A 21,535-nucleotide genomic window follows, 5' to 3' on the forward strand; every position below is an offset into this window, starting at 1 on the left:
ATTTCCGGGGCGAGCAACGCTACTCAATCTTGCCGATGGGAAGAAATAAGCGTGTTCAGGTACTGATCTTTCTCTTGCCAGAGAGTGTTTAGCCATAACTGAAATCGACGCTTAAATGCCTTATCGTTCACATAATCGCCATGTAATTCATCAGCAATGGGCTGCAGCTCAACCTTTACAACAATTCGCGTTAACTTGCCACTTAACATATCGAAAAAGGGCTGACGATTGTTTTCTGGATAACAGAGCGTGACATTAAGCAATTTATCAAATTGTTTGCCCAGCACATTCAATGCCATTGCAATCCCCGCCGCTTTTGGTGGCAACAGATTTTTATAGGGGGAACGTGTTTGCAGATGTTTTTCTTCAGTGAAGCGGGAGCCTTCGACAAAATTAACAATTGTGGTGGGATGCAGGCGAAACTTCTCACATGAGCGCCGGGTGGTTTCCACGTCCTTACCGCGTCGTTCCGGGTGGCGCAGTAAATAAGCGCGGGAATAGCGCCTCATAAACGGCATATCCAGTGCCCAGCATGCCAGACCAAGAAAAGGCACCCAGGCTAGCTGCTGTTTGAGAAAATATTTATTCATCGGAATGTGCTTACGAAACAGCACGCACAGTACAACAATATCTGCCCAGCTACGGTGGTTACAAATAAGCAGATACCAGTTCTTTTTACTTAACCCTTCCAGCCCATGAACTTCCCATTGTAGATGTGGATTAAGATGCAGCAATAGCGCCAGCCCTTCACACCAACAAAACATCATAAAATCACAGAAACTCGACACCTTTCGCCAAATTATTGGCACAGGGAACAATAGCTTTACGATCCCGGCAATGATGATCGGGACAGAACAAAATATAGTGACCAGGATGGTCAATACGATACTCAGCAAAAGGGTTATCGCAGCGAGTATTCTCGTCATAATTAATTTATTCAAAAAGTTAGCCATAGACAGTGCGCGAAAGACGCGCAAGGCGCAGATTTTATCAGAAAACGGTACAAATAACGGATGATCCTTAAATAGAAAAACAAATTATATCTATCCACATTAGAAAAAATCCCTCCCTCCTAATTATTAGCAAGGAATTTAATTTTAACCATATGAAAAACAACAACAAATATTATTCTGTAAAAAGCATGATAATAAATTAAAAACGATGTAAATAATTTATGCACAAAGTTATCCACATGGTGATTTGCGAGCGATCCAGAAGATCTACAAAAGATTCTCGCCAGAAGTGGTGAAAAACTCATGTTTTCATCCTGTCTGTGGCATCCTTTACTCATAATCTGATAAACAGGTACGGACATTATGGTTCAGATCCCCCAAAACCCACTTATCCTTGTAGATGGTTCATCTTATCTTTATCGCGCATATCACGCGTTTCCGCCGCTGACCAACAGTGCAGGCGAACCGACAGGTGCGATGTACGGTGTCCTCAACATGCTGCGCAGTCTGATCATGCAATATAAACCGACGCACGCTGCGGTGGTCTTTGACGCCAAGGGAAAAACCTTTCGTGATGAACTGTTTGAACATTACAAATCACATCGCCCGCCGATGCCGGACGATCTGCGAGCGCAGATCGAGCCCTTGCATGCGATGGTAAAAGCGATGGGCCTACCGCTGCTGGCCGTTTCTGGCGTAGAAGCGGACGATGTTATCGGCACTCTGGCGCGCGAAGCAGAAAAAGCTGGGCGTCCAGTGCTGATCAGCACCGGTGATAAAGATATGGCGCAACTGGTGACGCCTAATATCACTCTGATCAATACCATGACGAATACCATCCTCGGCCCGGATGAAGTTGTGAACAAATACGGCGTACCGCCAGAATTGATTATCGATTTCCTGGCGTTGATGGGCGATTCCTCCGATAACATTCCGGGCGTACCGGGTGTAGGTGAAAAAACTGCGCAGGCACTGCTACAAGGTCTTGGTGGGCTGGATACGCTGTATGCCGAGCCAGAAAAAATCGCCGGACTGAGCTTCCGTGGCGCCAAAACAATGGCGGCAAAGCTCGAGCAAAATAAAGAAGTGGCTTATCTCTCATATCAACTGGCGACGATTAAAACCGATGTTGAGCTGGAGTTAACTTGTGAGCAACTGGAAGTGCAGCAACCTGCGGCGGAAGAGTTGCTGGGACTGTTTAAGAAGTATGAGTTCAAACGCTGGACTGCCGATGTAGAAGCAGGTAAATGGCTGCAGGCTAAAGGGGCGAAACCTGTCACTAAGCCGCAAGAAACTCTCGTTACCGACGAAACACCGAAAGTGAATGCGACGACGATATCCTATGACAATTATGTCACTATCCTGGACGAAGACACGTTGAAAGCGTGGATTACCAGGCTGGAGAAAGCGCCGGTGTTTGCTTTTGATACTGAAACCGACAGCCTCGATAACATCTCAGCCAATCTGGTTGGGCTTTCTTTTGCTATCGAGCCGGGCGTAGCGGCATATGTTCCGGTTGCTCATGATTATCTTGATGCGCCCGAGCAGATATCGCGCGAACGCGTGTTGGAACTGCTAAAACCGCTGCTGGAAGATGAGAAGGCGCTGAAGGTCGGGCAAAACCTGAAATACGATCGCGGTATCCTGGCGAACTACGACATTGAACTACGCGGTATTGCGTTTGATACCATGCTGGAGTCCTACATTCTCAATAGCGTTGCCGGACGTCATGACATGGACAGCCTCGCGGAACGTTGGTTGAAGCACAAAACCATTACTTTTGAAGAGATTGCGGGTAAAGGCAAAAATCAACTCACCTTTAATCAGATAGCTCTGGAAGAGGCCGGACGTTATGCTGCTGAAGATGCGGATGTCACCTTACAGTTGCATCTGAAAATGTGGTCAGAGCTGCAAAAACATAAAGGTCCGTTGAACGTCTTTGAGAACATCGAAATGCCGCTGGTGCCGGTGATTTCACGCATTGAACGTAACGGCGTGAAGATCGATCCGAAAGTACTGCACAATCATTCTGAAGAGCTCACTCTGCGTCTGGCGGAGCTGGAAAAGAAAGCGCACGAGATTGCCGGGGAAGAGTTTAATCTTTCTTCTACCAAGCAGTTACAAACTATTCTGTTTGAAAAACAGGGAATTAAGCCGCTGAAGAAAACACCGGGTGGCGCGCCGTCAACGTCGGAAGAAGTGCTGGAAGAGCTGGCGCTGGATTATCCGTTGCCGAAAGTCATTCTGGAGTATCGAGGTCTGGCGAAGCTGAAGTCGACTTACACCGACAAGCTGCCGTTGATGATCAACCCGAAAACCGGGCGCGTGCATACGTCGTACCACCAGGCGGTGACGGCAACAGGACGTTTGTCGTCAACGGATCCTAACCTGCAAAACATTCCGGTACGTAACGAAGAAGGCCGCCGTATCCGCCAGGCGTTTATTGCGCCGCAGGATCACGTGATTGTTTCGGCGGACTACTCGCAGATTGAACTGCGTATCATGGCGCATCTCTCGCGTGACAAGGGGTTGCTGACGGCGTTCGCCGAAGGAAAAGATATCCATCGGGCTACGGCGGCAGAAGTGTTTGGTTTGCCGCTGGAGACTGTCAGCAGCGAACAACGTCGTAGCGCAAAAGCCATCAACTTTGGTTTGATTTACGGCATGAGTGCTTTCGGCCTGGCGCGCCAACTGAATATTCCACGCAAAGAGGCGCAGAAGTACATGGACCTTTACTTCGAACGCTATCCGGGCGTGCTGGAGTATATGGAGCGCACTCGTGCTCAGGCGAAAGAACAAGGTTATGTTGAAACGCTGGAAGGCCGTCGTCTGTATCTGCCGGATATTAAGTCCAGCAATGCCGCACGTCGTGCAGGAGCGGAACGTGCGGCAATTAACGCACCAATGCAGGGAACCGCCGCTGACATTATTAAACGGGCGATGATTGCCGTTGATGCCTGGCTACAAGCCGAGAAACCGCGCGTGCGCATGATTATGCAGGTACACGATGAACTGGTGTTTGAAGTTCACAAAGACGATCTCGATGTGGTGGCGAAGAAGATCCATCAACTGATGGAAAACTGTACTCGTCTGGATGTGCCGTTGCTGGTGGAAGTCGGTAGCGGAGAAAACTGGGATCAGGCGCACTAAGATTCTCCCGAACAAGCCTTTTTTTCGTAAGTAAGCAACATAAGTAGCAATGTTTTGTGATGGGTATTAGAAATTCCTATGCAACAACTGAAAAAAAATTACAAAAAATGCTTTCTGAACTGAACAAAAAAGAGTAAAGTTACTCGCGTAGGGTACAGAGGTAAGATGTTCTATCTTTCAGACCTTTTACTTCACGTAATCGGATTTGGCTGAATATTTTAGCCGCCCCAGTCAGTAATGACTGGGGCGTTTTTTATTGGACGAAAGAAAAGATGCGTGATGCCTGATGCGCGATGTTAACCAGGCCCACGGTATAATTGTAATTTATTAAATTTGCATGATTTTATGGGTCGGATACGTGATATCCGGCCCATGCATCAGAGCAAGAAAATTATTCGCCGTCCTGCGTTTCTTCGACGGGCTGCATCTCGCTAAACCAGGTATCCAGCTTCTGGCGCAGTTTATCCACACCTTGCTTCTTCAGCGAAGAGAAGGTTTCAACTTGCACATCACCGTTAAACGCCAGAACCGCTTCACGCACCATATTCAATTGCGCTTTACGTGCGCCGCTCGCTAGTTTGTCTGCCTTTGTCAACAGCACCAGCACAGCGATATTGCTGTCTACCGCCCACTCAATCATTTGCTGATCAAGATCTTTCAGCGGATGGCGAATATCCATCAGCACCACCAGACCTTGCAGACTCTGGCGCTTTTCGAGATATTCGCCGAGCGCGCGTTGCCATTTGCGCTTCATCTCTTCGGGAACTTCCGCATAGCCATAGCCGGGCAGGTCGACCAGGCGCTTACCGTTAGCCACTTCAAACAGGTTAATAAGCTGGGTACGGCCCGGGGTTTTTGAAGTCCTTGCCAGACTTTTCTGATTAGTCAGCGTGTTCAGCGCGCTGGATTTACCTGCGTTGGAACGGCCTGCAAAAGCCACTTCAATTCCAGTATCGGAAGGTAAGTGGCGAATATCAGGCGCACTCATCACAAAATGCGTCTGTTGATAATTCAAATTAGTCAAAGCGGTCGTCTCCGTCAGTCAAAGCTTTGCGGCGATTATACCTGAACCACAATAAAAGGCGGATTTTTCGGCGTGAACCGTGTAAGTAAAAGCCATACGCTTTGTGAGACATTGCCGATAACCTTTATGCGAAATTTAGGAGTAAATTCTGCGACACATGTCAAATAAGCTAAATAAATCAGTTGATTGCTTTTATGTAATAATCTGAAAATAAAACCATACTGGTGGTGGTTGATTGTTTGTTTAACGCAGAAGCGTAAAGTAGCCCCCATAGAGCGAGGACGCGAACAGGAACGATGACTCAGGATGAGGGTCAGGAGCGCCAGGAGGCGAAGACAGAGGATTGTCAGGAAGACAAACGTCGGAGACGTAACTAAAGGGAAATGGAATCAACATGGAATGTTCCGGCTGATGGAAAAACAGGGTGTGTTGGCGGCCTGCAAGGATTGTAAGACCCGTTAAGGGTTATGAGTCAGGAAAAAAGGTGACAGAGTAATCTGTCGCCTTTTTTCTTTGCTCGCTTTCTGTTAGATTCCGCCGCAAATCTATACTGAATAAAACGGCTAAAAGACGAATCACTATGAAACCATCATCTTCAAACTCACGCGGCAAAGGTCACGCAAAAGCGCGTCGTAAAACGCGCGAAGAGCTGAATCAGGAAGCTCGTGACCGCAAGCGTCAGAAAAAACGCCGTGGCCATGCGCCTGGCAGCCGTGCAAATGGCGGTAACGTTACTTCTGGCAGCAAAGGTCAGAGTACACCGAAAGATCCACGTATCGGCAGTAAAACCCCTATTCCATTGGGCGTGACTGAAAAAGTCACCAAACAGCATAAACCGAAGAGTGAGAAACCTATGCTTTCACCGCAGGCTGAGTTGGAGTTACTGGAAACGGATGAGCGTCTGGATGCGCTGCTGGAACGTCTGGAAGCAGGCGAAACCCTGAGCGCCGAAGAGCAATCCTGGGTTGATGCCAAATTGGATCGTATCGATGAGCTGATGCAGAAACTCGGCCTTTCTTATGACGACGATGAAGAAGAGGAAGAAGACGAGAAGCAAGAAGATATGATGCGTCTGTTGCGGGGCAACTAACGAATTGCCGCCGTGGGCCTTCCTGTTCTGCTGATAACCCTTCCGGTTATATGTTATCTGGTGTGGTTATTCGTTAAACTACAGCGGTTGTCGCGGCGACAAAAGTGGCTGCGCAACCGGCTGATGATCCGAAACGGGCATCATCCGGTACGCCGTAGCCGCCAGAGACGCCATCGGAAGGAGTGAGCATGTCTGTACAGCAAATCGACTGGGACCTGGCCCTGATCCAGAAATATAACTATTCCGGGCCACGATACACCTCGTACCCGACCGCACTGGAGTTTTCAGAAGACTTCGGTGAACAGGCGTTTTTACAAGCCGTGGCGCGATACCCTGAGCGTCCCTTATCTCTCTACGTACATATCCCGTTCTGTCATAAACTTTGTTACTTCTGCGGTTGCAATAAGATTGTCACTCGCCAGCAGCACAAGGCCGATCAGTATCTGGACGCACTGGAGCAAGAAATTATCCATCGCGCGCCGCTGTTCGCCGGGCGGAAAGTCAGCCAATTGCACTGGGGCGGCGGTACGCCAACATACCTGAACAAAGCGCAAATCAGCCGCCTGATGAAGTTACTGCGCGAAAACTTCCAGTTTAATGTTGATGCGGAGATCTCGATCGAAGTCGATCCGCGTGAAATCGAGCTGGATGTACTCGATCATTTACGCGCCGAAGGCTTTAATCGTCTGAGTATGGGCGTGCAGGACTTCAACAAAGAAGTACAACGTCTGGTCAACCGTGAGCAGGATGAAGAGTTCATCTTCGCGTTGCTTCACCATGCGCGTGAAATTGGCTTTACTTCCACCAATATTGACCTCATTTACGGTCTGCCGAAACAGACGCCGGAAAGTTTTTCCTTTACCCTGAAACGCGTGGCGGAACTGAACCCTGATCGTCTGAGCGTCTTTAACTACGCGCATCTGCCGACCATTTTTGCCGCCCAGCGCAAAATCAAAGATGCTGACTTGCCGAGTCCGCAGCAAAAACTCGATATCCTGCAGGAAACCATCGCCTTCCTGACGCAATTGGGCTATCAGTTTATCGGTATGGATCACTTTGCTCGCCCGGATGACGAGCTGGCGGTGGCCCAGCGTGAAGGCGTGCTGCATCGTAATTTCCAGGGCTACACCACCCAGGGCGATACCGATCTGCTGGGGATGGGCGTTTCCGCCATCAGCATGATTGGCGACTGCTATGCGCAGAACCAGAAAGAGTTAAAGCGCTACTACCAGCAGGTGGATGAACAAGGCAATGCGCTGTGGCGTGGTATTGCGTTAACGCGTGATGATTGCATTCGCCGCGATGTGATTAAATCGCTGATCTGCAACTTCCGTCTGGATTACGCACCTGTTGAACAACAGTGGGATTTGCACTTCGCTGATTACTTTGCGGAAGATCTTAAGCTGCTGGCCCCGTTAGCAAAAGACGGGCTGGTGGATGTGAGTGAGAAGGGGATTCAGGTGACGGCGAAAGGTCGTCTGCTGATCCGCAACATTTGCATGTGCTTTGATACTTACTTGCGCCAGAAAGCGCGAATGCAGCAGTTCTCTCGGGTGATTTAAAGAGTGAATGGCGCTTCGTTTACCTGGTAGAAAACGAAAGCGCCATCAATGTGCTGAGAACAAGATTGCCTGATGCACAACGCTTATCAGATCTACAAAACCTGTTGAAATTATTGCTTTTGTAGGCCGGATAAGACGTTCACGCCGTATCTGGCATGAACAATGAGCGCTTCATCAGCAATCTGAAACTCAACTAAACAGCCCTATCATCGCCGCACATAGCACGGCAGCAACGGCTGTTTGTGGTGTGTGGCTGTCAACTGCGCCACTCGATACCAGATTAATTATTGATTCCAGCATAATGACTCTCCCCGTTTTCCGGGCACGATCATACTGAACTTACCAGAACAGTAAAGCGCAAAATAACAGCTATTTGAGCTCAATAAACAATCTTTACACAGCAAAGCGGAATCACTCCATCCCCAGCTCTTTTAACTTACGCGTCAGGGTGTTACGTCCCCAACCAAGCAGTCGCGCCGCTTCCTGTTTATGTCCTTGCGTATGCCGCAATGCGGTGGTCAGTAATGTCCGCTCCAGCTCTGGCTGTGCTTCAGAAAGCAAGTTTTGATGACCGGAACGCAGTGCTTTATCCGCCCATTGCGCTAACAACGTTGCCCAATTGTCCGGGTGAATAGTGGAAGGGGTTTCCGCAACGGTTGATTCGAACAGTTCAGCAGGTAAATCCTGAATCAGCACTTCCTGCCCGGCGGCCATCACAGTTAGCCAACGACAGGTGTTTTCCAGCTGACGCACGTTGCCTGGCCATGCCAGACGCGTCAGAGCGATTTCAGTTTCTGGATGTAGCAACTTTGCTTCTACGCCCAGCTCGTGCGCGGCAACTTGCAGAAAATGGCGCGCCAGACGGGGAATATCTTCCCGACGCTCGCGCAGCGGCGGCAGATGAACGCGGATAACGTTCAGGCGGTGGAACAGATCCTCACGGAACTTGCCTTCCTGTACGCGTAGCTCCAGATTCTGGTGAGTGGCAGCGATAATCCGCACATCCACTTTCACCGGCGCATAGCCGCCAACGCGATAAAACTGACCGTCTGCCAGCACGCGCAGTAAACGGGTCTGCACATCCAGCGGCATATCGCCAATTTCATCAAGGAATAACGTACCGCCATCGGCCTGTTCAAAGCGCCCCTGGCGAACGGTATTCGCGCCAGTAAACGCGCCTTTCTCATGCCCAAACAGCTCTGATTCGATCAAATCTTTCGGTATTGCCGCCATATTCAGCGCGATAAACGGCGCTTTGGCTCGCGGGCTATGGCGATGCAGAGCATGAGCGACCAGTTCTTTACCGGTACCGGACTCACCGTTGATCAACACGCTAATCGAAGAGCGCGAAAGCCGACCGATAATACGGAACACATCCTGCATGGCCGGCGCTTCGCCGATGATATCGGTCGTTGGACCGTTAAGCTGGATATTGCGCGGCTGTTGCTGTTCCTGGTAATGGCTGATGGCGCGCTCAACCAGCGCCACGGCCTCGTAGATATCAAACGGTTTGGGCAGATAATCAAACGCCCCTTGTTGATAGGCGCTGACAGCGGCATCCAGATCGGAATGCGCGGTCATAATGATGACCGGAAGCATCGGATGACGCTGTTTAATCTGTTTAAGCAGCGCCAGCCCGTCCATGCCCGGCATACGGATATCCGAAAGCAGCACATCCGGCGTTTTGCTCGCCAGCGCCTCCAGCACCTCCGCGCCGTTCTCAAACGTCGTACAGGTTAACCCCGCCCCAGCGAGCGCACGTTCAAGCACCCAACGGATGGAACTATCGTCATCGACTACCCAGACTATCCCTCGTTGCATAAACGTCACCTTTATTTCCTGATAGGCAGGTAAACCGAGAACTCGGTATGCCCTGGCCAACTGGTAAATTCAATTTTGCCTGAATGCTGATCAATCAAATTACGGGCGATGGATAAGCCAAGCCCGGTGCCACCTTCGCGGCCGCTGACCATCGGGTAAAACAGCGTATCCTGCAAATGAGGCGGAATGCCTGGTCCGTTATCTTCCACATCAATCCGCGCCGTCAGTCGATAGCGCTCGCCATGTAAGGTCAGTTGAAACGCGGTGCGGGTACGCAGAATGATTTCGCCGCCCTCCGGCCCCAGCGCCTGTAGCGCATTGCGCACAATATTCAGCAATACCTGTTCTATCTGCTCCGGGTCGTGCGCCAGCTCCGGCAGGCTGGGGTCGTAATCACGAATCAACCGCACGTTGTCCGGTAATTCCATTGATACCAGCGTCACCACACGCTCTGCGACTTTGTGAATGCTTTCGGTAACGCGCGTTCCGGGCAGTTGCGGCCCCAACAGGCGATCGACCAGATTTCGCAGCCGGTCCGCCTGTTCGATAATCACTTTGGTATATTCCAGCAGTGACGGGTCAGGTAATGCTTTGCTGAGTAGCTGCGCTGCACCACGTAAACCGCCAAGTGGATTTTTAATCTCATGCGCCAGGCCGCGCACTAAATCACGGGCAGCAACCTGCTGGGCGTGTTGTAGCTGTTCCTGACTTAAACGGCGCTGGTTATCCATCGGCGCCATCTCCAGCAGGATCATGCCGTCTGGCATACGCTGGGCCGTCACAGAAAGGATATGCGAGCGACTGTCGATCACCAGCGTCACTTCGTTATCGGTAAAACCTTGCCCCGCCTCCAGGCTTTCTTGCATCAGCCCGATATTTAATGAGAAGTAGCTCAGCAGTTCCGGTAACGGCGTACCAAATAGTTTGCGGGAGCTTTGGGCAAGCAGTTGTTGCGCGGCGGGATTGGCGTAATGCACTGCCAGGTCGTCATCGACCAGCAGAATGCTGTTAATCAGAGAGTTGAGGATCTGCCCAGCATCGGGCTGCATGCCTGTTGCCATTAAGCAGTCTCCTGAAGAGGTTGCACCATTTTAGTGCATTATAGCTTTTTACGGATAAAAAGCGCGAAGCATTAGAGAAGTTACGGAGAAAAAAGCCCATGCAGAGATGGGCTACAGATAGCTGACAAACTTCACTTCGGAGAGCGACTTCACCTGTTCCGGCCTACCGCATAATCACTGTGTAGGCCGGATAAGATGCAATTTGCGTCGTATCCGGCATGACGTGCTTGCCATCGATCTCAAGCCTGCCAGGGACAGGCGAAAAGTTTCCACGGCAACTAAAACACTTAGACGCTGTAGTACAGCTCAAACTCTACCGGGTGCGGAGTCATACGCACGCGGTCATCTTCTTCGCGACGCAGGGCGATATACGCATCGATTGCTTCATCAGTGAACACGCCACCGGCTTTCAGGAACTCGCGGTCCAGATCCAGTTCGTTCAGTGCTTCTTCCAGAGAACCTGCAACCTGTGGGATCTCTTTCGCTTCTTCTGGAGGCAGGTCATACAGGTTTTTGTCCATGGCTTCGCCCGGATGGATCTTGTTCTTGATACCATCAAGACCGGCCATCAGCAGGGCAGCAAAGCACAGGTACGGGTTAGCCGCCGGGTCCGGGAAACGGACTTCAATACGACGTGCTTTCGGAGAAGAAACCACCGGAATACGGATAGACGCAGAACGGTTACGCGCAGAGTAAGCCAGCATTACCGGCGCTTCGTAGCCCGGGACCAGACGCTTGTAAGAGTTGGTGGTCGGGTTTGCCAGGGCGTTAATCGCTTTAGCGTGTTTGATTACGCCGCCAATGTAGTACAGCGCCTGTTCAGACAGACCTGCGTATTTGTCGCCTGCGAACAGGTTGACGCCATTCTTAGACAGCGACATGTGGCAGTGCATACCGGAACCGTTATCACCGAACATCGGTTTTGGCATAAAGGTCGCGGTTTTACCGAAGCGGTGCGCCACGTTGTGCACGACATATTTGTAGATCTGAATTTCGTCAGCTTTTTTGGTCATGGTATTGAAGCGGGTAGCCACTTCGTTCTGACCCGCGGTCGCCACTTCGTGGTGATGTGCTTCAACCACCAGGCCCATCTGTTCCATCACCAGACACATTTCAGAACGGATGTCCTGAGCAGAGTCTACCGGCGGAACCGGGAAGTAACCGCCTTTCACTGCCGGACGGTGACCTTTGTTACCACCTTCGTACTGGGTGGAGGAGTTCCATGCGCCTTCGATATCGTCGATGGCAACGTGAGAACCGGAGATAGAAGTCCCGAAACGGATATCATCGAACAGGAAGAATTCTGGTTCTGGCCCGAACAGGACGGTGTCGGCGATGCCAGTAGAGCGCAGGTAATCTTCGGCGCGCTTCGCAATGGAGCGCGGGTCACGGTCATAGCCTTGCAGGGTGCCAGGTTCAAGGATATCGCAACGGATAATCAGGGTAGTATCTGCGAAGAATGGGTCAATGACTGCGGTGGACGCGTCTGGCATCAGCACCATGTCGGATTCGTTAATGCCTTTCCAGCCGCCAATCGAGGAGCCGTCAAACATTTTGCCTTCTTCGAAGAATTCAGCATTCACCTGATGAGCAGGGATAGTGACGTGCTGTTCTTTACCTTTGGTATCAGTGAAGCGCAAATCAACAAACTTCACTTCGTGCTCGTTCAGCATCGTCAGTACGTGTTCAGCGGACATACTTTAACTCTCCTGGATTGGTCATTGTCGTCGTGGTAACGAAATCTGCAATTAAATGGGCCGTGTCGCCATAAAAAAGATAAAGCGAAATCTGTGCCAACTTTTAAATTTCCCCTAAAAGGCGTTATCATGAGCATCATCGTGCAAAAGGGCTGCACCATGATGCGAATGTTGCACCAATATAGTGCTTTAATGGGAACATTAAGCACCATATTGGTGCAATGACCTTTGGATAACCCTTTTTATGCTCCGTGAAAGCGATCACAAAGCAACTCTGCAATACTTGTTTGCGGAGGATGTTTGTGATCCTGTTTTGTAGTGCGATTAATCCGTGTACAATAACGCGCTATTTCTAATGCCTGAGGCAAAGTTGTGATCGAAAAATTGCGTAATATCGCCATCATCGCGCACGTAGACCATGGTAAAACCACCCTGGTAGACAAGCTGCTCCAACAATCCGGTACGTTCGACTCTCGTGCCGAAACTCAAGAGCGCGTGATGGACTCCAACGATTTGGAGAAAGAGCGTGGGATTACTATCCTCGCGAAAAACACCGCTATCAAATGGAATGATTACCGTATCAACATCGTTGATACCCCGGGGCACGCCGACTTCGGTGGTGAAGTTGAACGTGTCATGTCCATGGTAGACTCAGTGCTGCTGGTGGTTGACGCATTTGACGGCCCGATGCCGCAAACGCGCTTCGTGACCAAAAAAGCGTTTGCCTACGGCTTGAAACCCATTGTGGTTATTAACAAAGTTGACCGTCCTGGTGCGCGTCCTGACTGGGTTGTGGATCAGGTATTCGACCTGTTCGTTAACCTCGACGCGACTGACGAGCAGCTGGATTTCCCGATCGTTTACGCTTCTGCGCTGAACGGTATTGCGGGTCTGGACCACGAAGACATGGCGGAAGACATGACTCCGCTCTACCAGGCGATTGTTGACCACGTGCCAGCGCCGGACGTAGACCTTGACGGTCCGTTCCAGATGCAGATTTCCCAGCTCGATTACAACAGCTATGTTGGCGTTATCGGTATTGGCCGCATCAAGCGCGGTAAAGTGAAGCCGAACCAGCAGGTGACTATCATTGATAGCGAAGGCAAAACCCGTAACGCGAAAGTCGGTAAAGTGCTGGGCCACCTCGGTCTGGAACGTATCGAAACCGAAGTGGCGGAAGCTGGCGATATCGTGGCCATCACCGGCCTTGGCGAACTGAACATTTCTGACACCGTTTGCGATACGCAAAACGTTGAAGCGCTGCCGGCACTCTCCGTTGATGAGCCGACCGTTTCCATGTTCTTCTGCGTTAACACCTCGCCGTTCTGCGGCAAAGAAGGTAAATTCGTTACTTCTCGTCAGATCCTGGATCGTCTGAACAAAGAACTGGTACACAACGTTGCGCTGCGTGTAGAAGAAACCGAAGACGCCGATGCGTTCCGCGTTTCTGGTCGTGGTGAACTGCACCTGTCCGTTCTTATCGAAAACATGCGTCGTGAAGGTTTCGAGCTGGCGGTATCCCGTCCGAAAGTCATCTTCCGTGAAATCGATGGCCGTAAACAAGAGCCGTTCGAAAACGTGACTCTAGACGTTGAAGAGCAGCATCAGGGTTCTGTCATGCAGGCGCTGGGCGAACGTAAAGGCGAGCTGAAAAACATGAACCCAGACGGTAAAGGCCGCGTACGTCTCGACTACGTGATCCCGAGCCGTGGTCTGATTGGTTTCCGTTCTGAGTTCATGACCATGACTTCTGGTACGGGTCTGCTGTACTCCACCTTCAGCCACTACGACGACGTTCGTCCGGGTGAAGTGGGTCAGCGTCAGAACGGCGTATTGATCTCTAACGGTCAGGGTAAAGCGGTGGCGTTCGCGCTGTTCGGTCTGCAGGATCGCGGTAAGCTGTTCCTCGGTCACGGTGCAGAAGTTTATGAAGGTCAGATTATCGGTATTCACAGCCGCTCTAACGACCTGACTGTAAACTGCCTGACCGGTAAGAAACTGACCAACATGCGTGCTTCCGGTACTGACGAAGCTGTTGTTCTGGTTCCGCCTATCCGCATGACTCTGGAACAAGCGCTGGAGTTTATCGATGATGACGAACTGGTAGAAGTGACTCCGACCTCTATCCGTATTCGTAAACGTCACCTGACGGAAAACGATCGTCGTCGTGCCAACCGCGCATCGAAAGACGATTAATTTCGTTTTTTAGTCATGAAAAACCTGCCAGAGATGGCAGGTTTTTTTTGGCCTGTCATAAGTTCTCGCCAGCATAAGTATCTCCCTTGCAAGTCTGTGGTTACTGCAATAGAGAGCTTTGTCACAATTATCTGCAAAGTCATGCGCCGTTAATTGCTTTCTTTTTTGGCGTAGGCGTAAGATGCCTCATCTGGTTTAAACCAAAAGGGTTAAACAATGATAGGGAATCAATCCACCGTAGAAAATGCAAAAGAGAAACTGGATCGGTGGTTAAAAGATGGCATCACCACGCCGGGGGGAAAACTCCCTTCGGAAAGAGAGTTGGGAGAATTGCTGGGCATTAAACGTATGACGTTGCGCCAGGCGTTGCTTAATCTTGAGGCAGAATCCAAAATCTTTCGTAAGGATCGTAAAGGTTGGTTCGTGACTCAACCGCGATTTAATTACAGCCCGGAACAGTCGGCGAGTTTTCAGCGGGCTGCTATTGAACAAGGGCGGGAACCTTCCTGGGGATTTACCGAGAAAAATCGTACCCACAATATTCCCGAAACGCTCATGCCACTGATTGCAGTTACGCCATCAACCGAACTCTACCGCATTACTGGTTGGGGGGCGCTGGAAGGGCATAAAGTTTTCTATCATGAAACATATATTAATACTGAGGTTGCCCCAGGTTTTATTGAGCAACTTGAAAACCATTCATTTTCTTCAGTATGGGAAAAATGCTACCAAAAAGAGACGGTAGTGAAAAAATTGATTTTCAAACCTGTCAGAATGCCAGGCGATATCAGTAAGTTTCTTGGCGGCTCAGCAGGTATGCCTGCGATCTTAATTGAAAAACATCGTGCTGACCAGCAAGGGAATATTGTCCAGATAGATATTGAATATTGGCGATTTGAGGCTGTGGATCTCATCATTAATCTGTAGGTGCTTTATGGTGACAATAAATAACGCAAGAAAGATTCTACAACGTGTCGATGTTCTTCCTCTTTATTTGCATGCCTATGCTTTTCATTTAAATATGCGGCTGGAAAGAGTATTGCCTGCTGATTTACTTGATATTGCGAATGAAAATAATCTGAGAGGCGTCAAAATCCATGTTCTGGACGGCGAGCGTTTTTCTCTTAGTAATATGGACGATAACGAACTCTCTGCCTTTGGTGATAAAGCCCACCGCCTGAACCTTGATATTCATATTGAAACCAGTGCCTCAGATAAGGCGTCGATTGATGAAGCCGTCGCCATTGCGTTGAAAACTGGGGCATCGTCCGTGCGCTTTTATCCGCGTTATGAAGGCAATTTGCGCGACGTATTATCGATCATCGCTAACGACATTGCCTATATACGGGAAACTTATCAGGACAGCGGCCTGACCTTTACGATCGAACAACATGAAGATTTAAAAAGCCATGAACTGGTGTCGCTGGTCAAAGAAAGTGAGATGGACACTCTCTCCTTACTGTTTGATTTTGCAAACATGATCAATGCAAACGAGCACCCACTGGATGCTTTAGAAATCATGGCGCCACATATCACACAGGCGCATATTAAAGATGCATTGATCGTCAAAGAAGAGCGTGGTCTGGGTCATAAAGCTTGTATTTCAGGTCAGGGTGATATGCCGTTCAAGTCATTATTGACGCAGCTTATTTGCCTGGGAGATGAAGAACCGCAGGTGACTGCGTATGGCCTGGAAGAAGAGGTTGATTATTATGCCCCAGCCTTCCGCTTTGAAGATGAGGGGGATAATCCATGGATTCCTTATCGCCAGATGAGTGAAACGCCATTGCCAGAAGAACATTTGCTGGATGAGAGGTTGCGTAAAGAAAAAGAGGATGCGATTAATCAGATAAATCATGTCCGTAATGTACTACAACAAATCAAACAAGAGGCAAGCTATCTTCTAAATCACTAATAAGTTTCAACACATATATAGTTAATAAAAACCATTCAATAAAATGGCCGGTATCCTATTACCTTTAAAATAGTGATTTTAAAAATCGCTTAGGGGATGTTATGCTCACGAAAAAGAAATGGGCGTTATTTAGTCTATTAACACTGTGTGGCGGCACAATTTATAAATTACCGTCATTGAAAGATGCGTTTTATATCCCGATGCAGGAGTATTTTCATTTGACCAATGGTCAAATTGGCAATGCCATGTCAGTAAACTCATTTGTTACGACGGTGGGATTTTTTCTGTCTATTTATTTTGCCGATAAATTACCGCGCAGATACACTATGTCGTTTTCCCTTATTGCGACTGGATTACTGGGTGTTTATTTGACGACAATGCCGGGCTATTGGGGCATCCTTTTTGTCTGGGCGCTATTTGGCGTTACCTGCGACATGATGAACTGGCCTGTCTTGCTTAAGTCGGTGAGCCGGTTGGGTAATAGCGAACAACAAGGTCGTTTGTTTGGTTTCTTTGAAACGGGGCGTGGCATTGTTGATACCGTGGTAGCATTTTCTGCTCTGGCAGTATTTACCTGGTTTGGCAGTGGTTTATTAGGCTTTAAAGCAGGTATTTGGTTCTATTCCCTCATTGTGATCGTCGTGGGTATTACCATTTTCTTTGTACTGAATGACAAAGAAGAAGCGCCTTCCGTTGATGAGAAAAAAGACGAACAAGCATCGCAAAACACCAGTATGACCTCGGTGCTGAAAGACAAAACCATCTGGCTTATCGCTTTTAACGTCTTCTTCGTTTACGCGGTTTACTGTGGCCTGACATTCTTCATTCCATTCCTGAAAAACATCTATCTGCTGCCCGTTGCGCTGGTGGGTGCTTACGGCATCATTAACCAATACTGTCTGAAAATGATCGGTGGACCGATTGGTGGCATGATTTCAGATAAGCTCCTGAAATCACCGAGTAAATACCTGTGCTACACTTTTCTTATCAGCACCGCTGCACTCGTACTGTTGATTATGCTGCCGCACGAAAGTATGCCGGTTTATTTAGGGATGGCATGTACATTGGGCTTTGGCGCGATTGTCTTTACGCAGCGAGCTGTATTCTTTGCGCCCATTGGCGAAGCGAAAATTGCTGAAAATAAAACAGGTGCGGCGATGGCGTTGGGGAGTTTTATTGGTTATGCCCCGGCGATGTTCTGCTTCAGTCTGTATGGTTACATTCTGGATTTAAATCCGGGAATTATTGGCTACAAAATTGTGTTTGGCATTATGGCCTGCTTCGCATTCTGTGGTGCGGTGGTTTCTGTAATGCTGGTTAAGCGAATTAGCCAACGTAAGAAAGAGATGCTGGCGGCTGAAGCTTAATTAATGGCCGGATGTGTTTAATCCGGCCAACGAAAACCGTATCAACCGTAGGCCGGATAAGGCGTTTACGCCGCATCCGGCAGTTTCACATCAGAAGAAATACTTCGCGCCAATACGAATCTGATTTTGCTCGCGGTGATACGGTTCGACGTTACGGTCTAACCAGCGTAATTCAATATAGGGCAGCCAGTGTTCGTTAATGCGGTAACGGAAAGTGTTAGTGATTTCCCAGTGGTGCTTCGTACCATTGCTACTGTTGAAATCATTCAGGTTATAAAAATAGTGCGGTTCAAAGGTATAAGAGAATTTATCAGTAATAATAAAGTTCCAGTAGTTACCAATCTCGTAGCTGTCATTATTATCCAGTTCACCATTTAAATCAGTGGAACTGTAGTTGTTATGGTTATAGCGATTTCGCACTGTCAGGTTAAACCACGGCATAAATTTGTAATTGACGTCCAGATACACAGCACCACCGGAGCCAATACTTTTATCATTGATTAAGCCTCCGGGTTGAATGGTTAATTTATCGGTTGGTTTAAATAATGGATACCAACCTTCAATTTCATTATAGCCGTGCTTTAGTTCATCTTTTCTCTGAAAGTTATAGGTATTGGTTAACATAATACCCGCGCCCATATCGAAGTTATAACCCACACGTAGCATAACCTCGCCCTGATCGGAGGCGAGATTATATGCCTCCCTGTTTTCGACATACGCTCCAGCAAATACGGAAGTCGAGATCACAGAGGAGAGCAATATTAATGATTTTAACTTTTTCATAATAAGTCCATTTTTTAAGCGTAGGGAGGCCGCCATCCATCAGGATGAAATAGCGGCTATCGACTTTATAACGTTACGGAAGCGGTCTTTTCTTCTGTAACACTCTCTTGGTTTTTACGTTGGTTTATTTCCTCAATAATTAACGCAAAACGTTTTTCATTGAGCGTGTAAAAGAATCCCATTGTCAGAGCGGCAATAATAGCCAGCGCACAAGGCCAGATAAAAATGAGCTGACGCAAACCCTGCAATGTTGCATCGCTTTGCGCGATGTTGGGAACATAGCCGATTTGCGTCAGCATAATGCCTGGCAAGAAGCCAGCAAGTGCGGCAGAAATTTTACGAAAGAAGGTATAACCGGTATAAACAGAGCCTTCGGCGCGGATACCGGTTTTCCATTCTCCGTAGTCCACGGTGTCAGGCACCAGCGCCCAGTTCAGGCTGTTCACAAAGGCGGTACCAAAAAAGGCGACACAAGAGAACATAACGAAGGTAAATGAATTACTGCCCCAGAAAAAGTTCAGCATATCACCCACGGCCCACAGTACCATGCCGGATAAATAAACCTGTTTTTTGCCAAAATATTTTACGGTTAGTGGCACCAGTAATACGCCGACGAGAATGCATCCCATACTGAAAAATCCCATCCACGATAATAAGTGGATATCATTCAGTACATATTGAGTGTAATACACCTGAATGGCCAGTTTGATATTAAATGCCGCCAACGTACAAAGGTTAGCAATACATAATACCAGTAATGGTGGGTTACAGAATATCGCGCAAAATGATTTGAGAATACTGGCTTTATGTCCGGTTGGCGTGGTATCGACATAATGTTCTTTGACACCTCTGTAGCAGAGCATCATAAAAATAAAACCGCCAATGGAAAATATCAGCGCCGCACAGGCATAACCGACCGTGGAGTCAGAGAAAAGCGACTGCAACGGAATAAATGCGACCGTACAAATTAATAGCCCGATAGTTGCGCCACCCTGACGATAAGCCGCAAGTTGTGCGCGTTCATTCGGGTTTTTAGTGATCGCCGGGATCATTGCGCCATAGGAACAATTCATCAGACTATAAGACAACCCAAACATCATAAACAGCGCGGTGGCAATCGTCGTTTTAACCGGCAAACTAAAGGTGGTAGCAATAAACTGTAATGTCGCAATGAATGCAGCCGGAACCGCAGCGTATAAAATAAAGGGGCGGAATTTTCCTTTTGGCCCAATATGTTTTCGGGAATCGAGTAAAAATCCAGTGAGCATATCGGTAAATGCGGTAAAGAACTTCGCTACCAGAAAGATAATTCCGCCATAGTAAGCAGGCATCCCTAGTTCATCGGTATAAAATTTGAGAAGATACAGAGTGCCGATGCACAACATTAAATTAGAACCGACGTCACCCATGCCATAGGCGATTTTTTCCCGCAGATTCAGTTTTAATGTCAGTGGATTATGGTCAAACATAATCACTCCTTATAACGCCCCGTAGGGCGTCGTTTATTATCATTATTAAGCCGTACGTTTACGGGCTTCTATTTCTTCAACAATACGGACGTACATTTTCTCGTTCAGGCTGTAAAAACAGCCCATTGCAACAATGGTTATTACCGCCAGCGCGCTTGGGTAGATGAAGATCAACTGACGTAAACCTTCGATGGTATGGTCGGCCTGCGCCACGTTTGGTACATAGCCGATTTGCGTGAGCATCCAGCCAGGGAAGAAGCCTGCCAGTGCCTGGGACACCTTGCGAAAGAAGGTAAAGCCGGTGTACACCGTGCCTTCCGAACGCACGCCAGTACGCCATTCGCCATATTCCACGGTGTCGGAAACCAACGCCCAGTTCAGGCTGTTTACAAACGCCGAACCGAAGAACGCCAGACAAGAGAAGGCGACAAAACTGACCGAACCGCCGCCACAGAAATAGTTGAGTAAATCACCCAGTATCCAGATCAGCAGGCCGCCGATATAGACTTTCTTCTTACCGAAACGTCTGACCGCGCCAGGCATCAGGAATACGCCGATGAAGATGCAACCCATGCTGAAAAATCCCATATACGACAACAAAATAGGATCATTAAGCACGTACTGGGTGTAATAGACCTGTATAGCGAGCTTGACGTTAAACGCCCCTAACGTGCAGAGGTTGGCAATGCACAGAATGAACAGCGGGCGGTTACCGGCGATGGCGCGGAAAGACTGCAACAGGCCCGGTTTTTGTGCCGGATTTGCAGGCTGTGTTTCGACATAACGTTCTTTCACGCCCGAGTAACAGACCCACATAAACAGCAGACCGAAGAGCGAAAACAGCGTGGCGGCGAACACGTAGCTGAGTTGTGGATTACCCTCGATAAGATTCATCACTGGCACGAACCCCACCGTACACAGCAGCAGGCCCAGCGTGGCGCCGCCCTGACGCCATGCCGCCAGCGACGCGCGTTCGTTCGGGTTTTTAGTGATAGCCGGGACCATTGCGCCATAGGAGCAGTTCATCATGCTGAAGAACAGCCCGTACAGCATGAACAAAATGGTGGCGACGACCGTTTTGCCGGTAACGTCGAACGGCGTACCGACAAAGTTGGCGATTGCCAGTAAGGTGACAGGAAAAGAGGCATACAGAATAAATGGGCGGAATTTACCCTTCGGACCGATTTTTCGCCGGGAATCGAGCATGATGCCGGTACCGATATCGGTAAATGCTGTGAAGAATTTAGAAATAAAAAAGATAATGCCGCCATAGGTGCCGGGCAGCCCCAGAACGTCGGTATAAAACTTCAAAAGATAAAGCGTGCCGATATCCAGCAGAATGTTGGAGGCCAGGTCGCCGATACCGTAAGAGAGTTTTTCTTTAAACGGCAAACGTAGAGTAGCCGGATCTTCCGTTGTGATGTGACTCATCGTCGTTCTCCATTTG

The 21,535-nt window shown here is 48.9% G+C and carries 17 protein-coding genes and 1 pseudogene; 9 read left to right on the forward strand and 9 right to left on the reverse strand.

What is annotated here, in order from left to right; all coding sequences use genetic code 11:
* Window positions 1–23 precede the first annotated feature (23 nt).
* Complete coding sequence (locus tag PS053_RS15050; protein ID WP_149450200.1) at window positions 24–953, reverse strand: acyltransferase; 930 nt, start codon at window positions 951–953, stop codon at window positions 24–26.
* Between the two features lie 363 nt (window positions 954–1,316).
* Between PS053_RS15050 and polA the strand changes: the two genes are divergently transcribed.
* Complete coding sequence (gene polA, locus PS053_RS15055) at window positions 1,317–4,103, forward strand: DNA polymerase I (protein WP_149477085.1); 2,787 nt, start codon at window positions 1,317–1,319, stop codon at window positions 4,101–4,103.
* Between the two features lie 165 nt (window positions 4,104–4,268).
* Window positions 4,269–4,316, forward strand: a complete 48-nt coding sequence (gene spfP, locus PS053_RS23230; RefSeq protein ID WP_071892919.1) for a small protein SpfP — start codon at window positions 4,269–4,271, stop codon at window positions 4,314–4,316.
* Between the two features lie 178 nt (window positions 4,317–4,494).
* Here spfP and yihA read toward each other — a convergent pair whose 3' ends face one another.
* Window positions 4,495–5,127: a ribosome biogenesis GTP-binding protein YihA/YsxC gene (yihA, locus tag PS053_RS15060; RefSeq protein WP_125060171.1), complete on the reverse strand. Its 633-nt coding sequence runs from the start codon at window positions 5,125–5,127 to the stop codon at window positions 4,495–4,497.
* A 234-nt stretch (window positions 5,128–5,361) separates the two neighbouring features.
* Here yihA and PS053_RS23085 point away from each other — a divergent pair.
* From PS053_RS23085 to hemN, 3 genes and pseudogenes are all read left to right on the forward strand, one after another.
* A pseudogene (locus PS053_RS23085) lies at window positions 5,362–5,589 on the forward strand (hypothetical protein).
* Between the two features lie 118 nt (window positions 5,590–5,707).
* Window positions 5,708–6,217: a Der GTPase-activating protein YihI gene (yihI, locus tag PS053_RS15065; RefSeq protein WP_000804890.1), complete on the forward strand. Its 510-nt coding sequence runs from the start codon at window positions 5,708–5,710 to the stop codon at window positions 6,215–6,217.
* 188 nt (window positions 6,218–6,405) lie between these two features.
* Entirely contained in the window at window positions 6,406–7,779 is a 1,374-nt protein-coding gene (hemN, locus tag PS053_RS15070) for an oxygen-independent coproporphyrinogen III oxidase (RefSeq protein WP_059216123.1), read from the forward strand.
* Between the two features lie 189 nt (window positions 7,780–7,968).
* Here the strand turns inward: hemN and PS053_RS15075 are convergent, their stop codons facing one another.
* The 4 genes from PS053_RS15075 to glnA all read right to left on the reverse strand — a co-directional run bounded on the left by PS053_RS15075 (window position 7,969) and on the right by glnA (window position 12,358).
* Complete coding sequence (locus PS053_RS15075) at window positions 7,969–8,079, reverse strand: YshB family small membrane protein (protein WP_000893994.1); 111 nt, start codon at window positions 8,077–8,079, stop codon at window positions 7,969–7,971.
* Window positions 8,080–8,190: 111 nt separating this feature from the next.
* Complete coding sequence (glnG, locus tag PS053_RS15080) at window positions 8,191–9,600, reverse strand: nitrogen regulation protein NR(I) (protein ID WP_273774155.1); 1,410 nt, start codon at window positions 9,598–9,600, stop codon at window positions 8,191–8,193.
* An 11-nt stretch (window positions 9,601–9,611) separates the two neighbouring features.
* The gene (glnL, locus tag PS053_RS15085) at window positions 9,612–10,661 is read right to left on the reverse strand and encodes a nitrogen regulation protein NR(II) (protein ID WP_059219369.1); all 1,050 of its coding nucleotides are present in this window, start codon (window positions 10,659–10,661) and stop codon (window positions 9,612–9,614) included.
* Window positions 10,662–10,948: 287 nt separating this feature from the next.
* Window positions 10,949–12,358: a glutamate--ammonia ligase gene (gene glnA / locus PS053_RS15090; protein WP_001271723.1), complete on the reverse strand. Its 1,410-nt coding sequence runs from the start codon at window positions 12,356–12,358 to the stop codon at window positions 10,949–10,951.
* A gap of 372 nt (window positions 12,359–12,730) precedes the next feature.
* On the opposite strand from glnA, the gene typA reads away from it, so the two are divergent.
* The 4 genes from typA to PS053_RS15110 all read left to right on the forward strand — a co-directional run bounded on the left by typA (window position 12,731) and on the right by PS053_RS15110 (window position 17,836).
* Window positions 12,731–14,554, forward strand: coding sequence for a ribosome-dependent GTPase TypA (typA, locus tag PS053_RS15095; RefSeq protein WP_000570676.1), 1,824 nt, complete (start codon window positions 12,731–12,733; stop codon window positions 14,552–14,554).
* A 216-nt stretch (window positions 14,555–14,770) separates the two neighbouring features.
* Entirely contained in the window at window positions 14,771–15,481 is a 711-nt protein-coding gene (locus PS053_RS15100) for a GntR family transcriptional regulator (protein WP_059217718.1), read from the forward strand.
* A gap of 7 nt (window positions 15,482–15,488) precedes the next feature.
* Window positions 15,489–16,469: a sugar phosphate isomerase/epimerase family protein gene (locus tag PS053_RS15105; RefSeq protein WP_256877624.1), complete on the forward strand. Its 981-nt coding sequence runs from the start codon at window positions 15,489–15,491 to the stop codon at window positions 16,467–16,469.
* Window positions 16,470–16,570: 101 nt separating this feature from the next.
* Complete coding sequence (locus tag PS053_RS15110; RefSeq protein ID WP_000956333.1) at window positions 16,571–17,836, forward strand: MFS transporter; 1,266 nt, start codon at window positions 16,571–16,573, stop codon at window positions 17,834–17,836.
* A 90-nt stretch (window positions 17,837–17,926) separates the two neighbouring features.
* Here PS053_RS15110 and ompL read toward each other — a convergent pair whose 3' ends face one another.
* The 3 genes from ompL to PS053_RS15125 form a co-directional block, all read right to left on the reverse strand.
* Complete coding sequence (gene ompL, locus PS053_RS15115; RefSeq protein ID WP_000734382.1) at window positions 17,927–18,619, reverse strand: porin OmpL; 693 nt, start codon at window positions 18,617–18,619, stop codon at window positions 17,927–17,929.
* A 65-nt stretch (window positions 18,620–18,684) separates the two neighbouring features.
* Window positions 18,685–20,088, reverse strand: coding sequence for an MFS transporter (locus tag PS053_RS15120; RefSeq protein WP_256879431.1), 1,404 nt, complete (start codon window positions 20,086–20,088; stop codon window positions 18,685–18,687).
* A 45-nt stretch (window positions 20,089–20,133) separates the two neighbouring features.
* Window positions 20,134–21,519, reverse strand: coding sequence for an MFS transporter (locus PS053_RS15125; RefSeq protein ID WP_000018358.1), 1,386 nt, complete (start codon window positions 21,517–21,519; stop codon window positions 20,134–20,136).
* Window positions 21,520–21,535: the final 16 nt, after the last annotated feature.

Source organism: Escherichia albertii, from assembly GCF_028622335.1.
GTDB lineage: Bacteria > Pseudomonadota > Gammaproteobacteria > Enterobacterales > Enterobacteriaceae > Escherichia > Escherichia albertii.

What these genes read in the sequence shown, in the direction of transcription:
- PS053_RS15105 (WP_256877624.1), top strand. Translation starts at nt 15,489, where the DNA reads ATGGTGACAATAAATAACGCAAGAAAGATTCTACAACGTGTCGATGTT.
- PS053_RS15110 (WP_000956333.1), top strand. Translation starts at nt 16,571, where the DNA reads ATGCTCACGAAAAAGAAATGGGCGTTATTTAGTCTATTAACACTGTGT.
- glnL (WP_059219369.1), bottom strand. Translation starts at nt 10,661, where the DNA reads ATGGCAACAGGCATGCAGCCCGATGCTGGGCAGATCCTCAACTCTCTG.
- ompL (WP_000734382.1), bottom strand. Translation starts at nt 18,619, where the DNA reads ATGAAAAAGTTAAAATCATTAATATTGCTCTCCTCTGTGATCTCGACT.
- glnG (WP_273774155.1), bottom strand. Translation starts at nt 9,600, where the DNA reads ATGCAACGAGGGATAGTCTGGGTAGTCGATGACGATAGTTCCATCCGT.
- PS053_RS15075 (WP_000893994.1), bottom strand. Translation starts at nt 8,079, where the DNA reads ATGCTGGAATCAATAATTAATCTGGTATCGAGTGGCGCAGTTGACAGC.
- PS053_RS15100 (WP_059217718.1), top strand. Translation starts at nt 14,771, where the DNA reads ATGATAGGGAATCAATCCACCGTAGAAAATGCAAAAGAGAAACTGGAT.
- PS053_RS15120 (WP_256879431.1), bottom strand. Translation starts at nt 20,088, where the DNA reads ATGTTTGACCATAATCCACTGACATTAAAACTGAATCTGCGGGAAAAA.
- glnA (WP_001271723.1), bottom strand. Translation starts at nt 12,358, where the DNA reads ATGTCCGCTGAACACGTACTGACGATGCTGAACGAGCACGAAGTGAAG.
- PS053_RS15125 (WP_000018358.1), bottom strand. Translation starts at nt 21,519, where the DNA reads ATGAGTCACATCACAACGGAAGATCCGGCTACTCTACGTTTGCCGTTT.
- yihI (WP_000804890.1), top strand. Translation starts at nt 5,708, where the DNA reads ATGAAACCATCATCTTCAAACTCACGCGGCAAAGGTCACGCAAAAGCG.
- PS053_RS15050 (WP_149450200.1), bottom strand. Translation starts at nt 953, where the DNA reads ATGGCTAACTTTTTGAATAAATTAATTATGACGAGAATACTCGCTGCG.
- polA (WP_149477085.1), top strand. Translation starts at nt 1,317, where the DNA reads ATGGTTCAGATCCCCCAAAACCCACTTATCCTTGTAGATGGTTCATCT.
- hemN (WP_059216123.1), top strand. Translation starts at nt 6,406, where the DNA reads ATGTCTGTACAGCAAATCGACTGGGACCTGGCCCTGATCCAGAAATAT.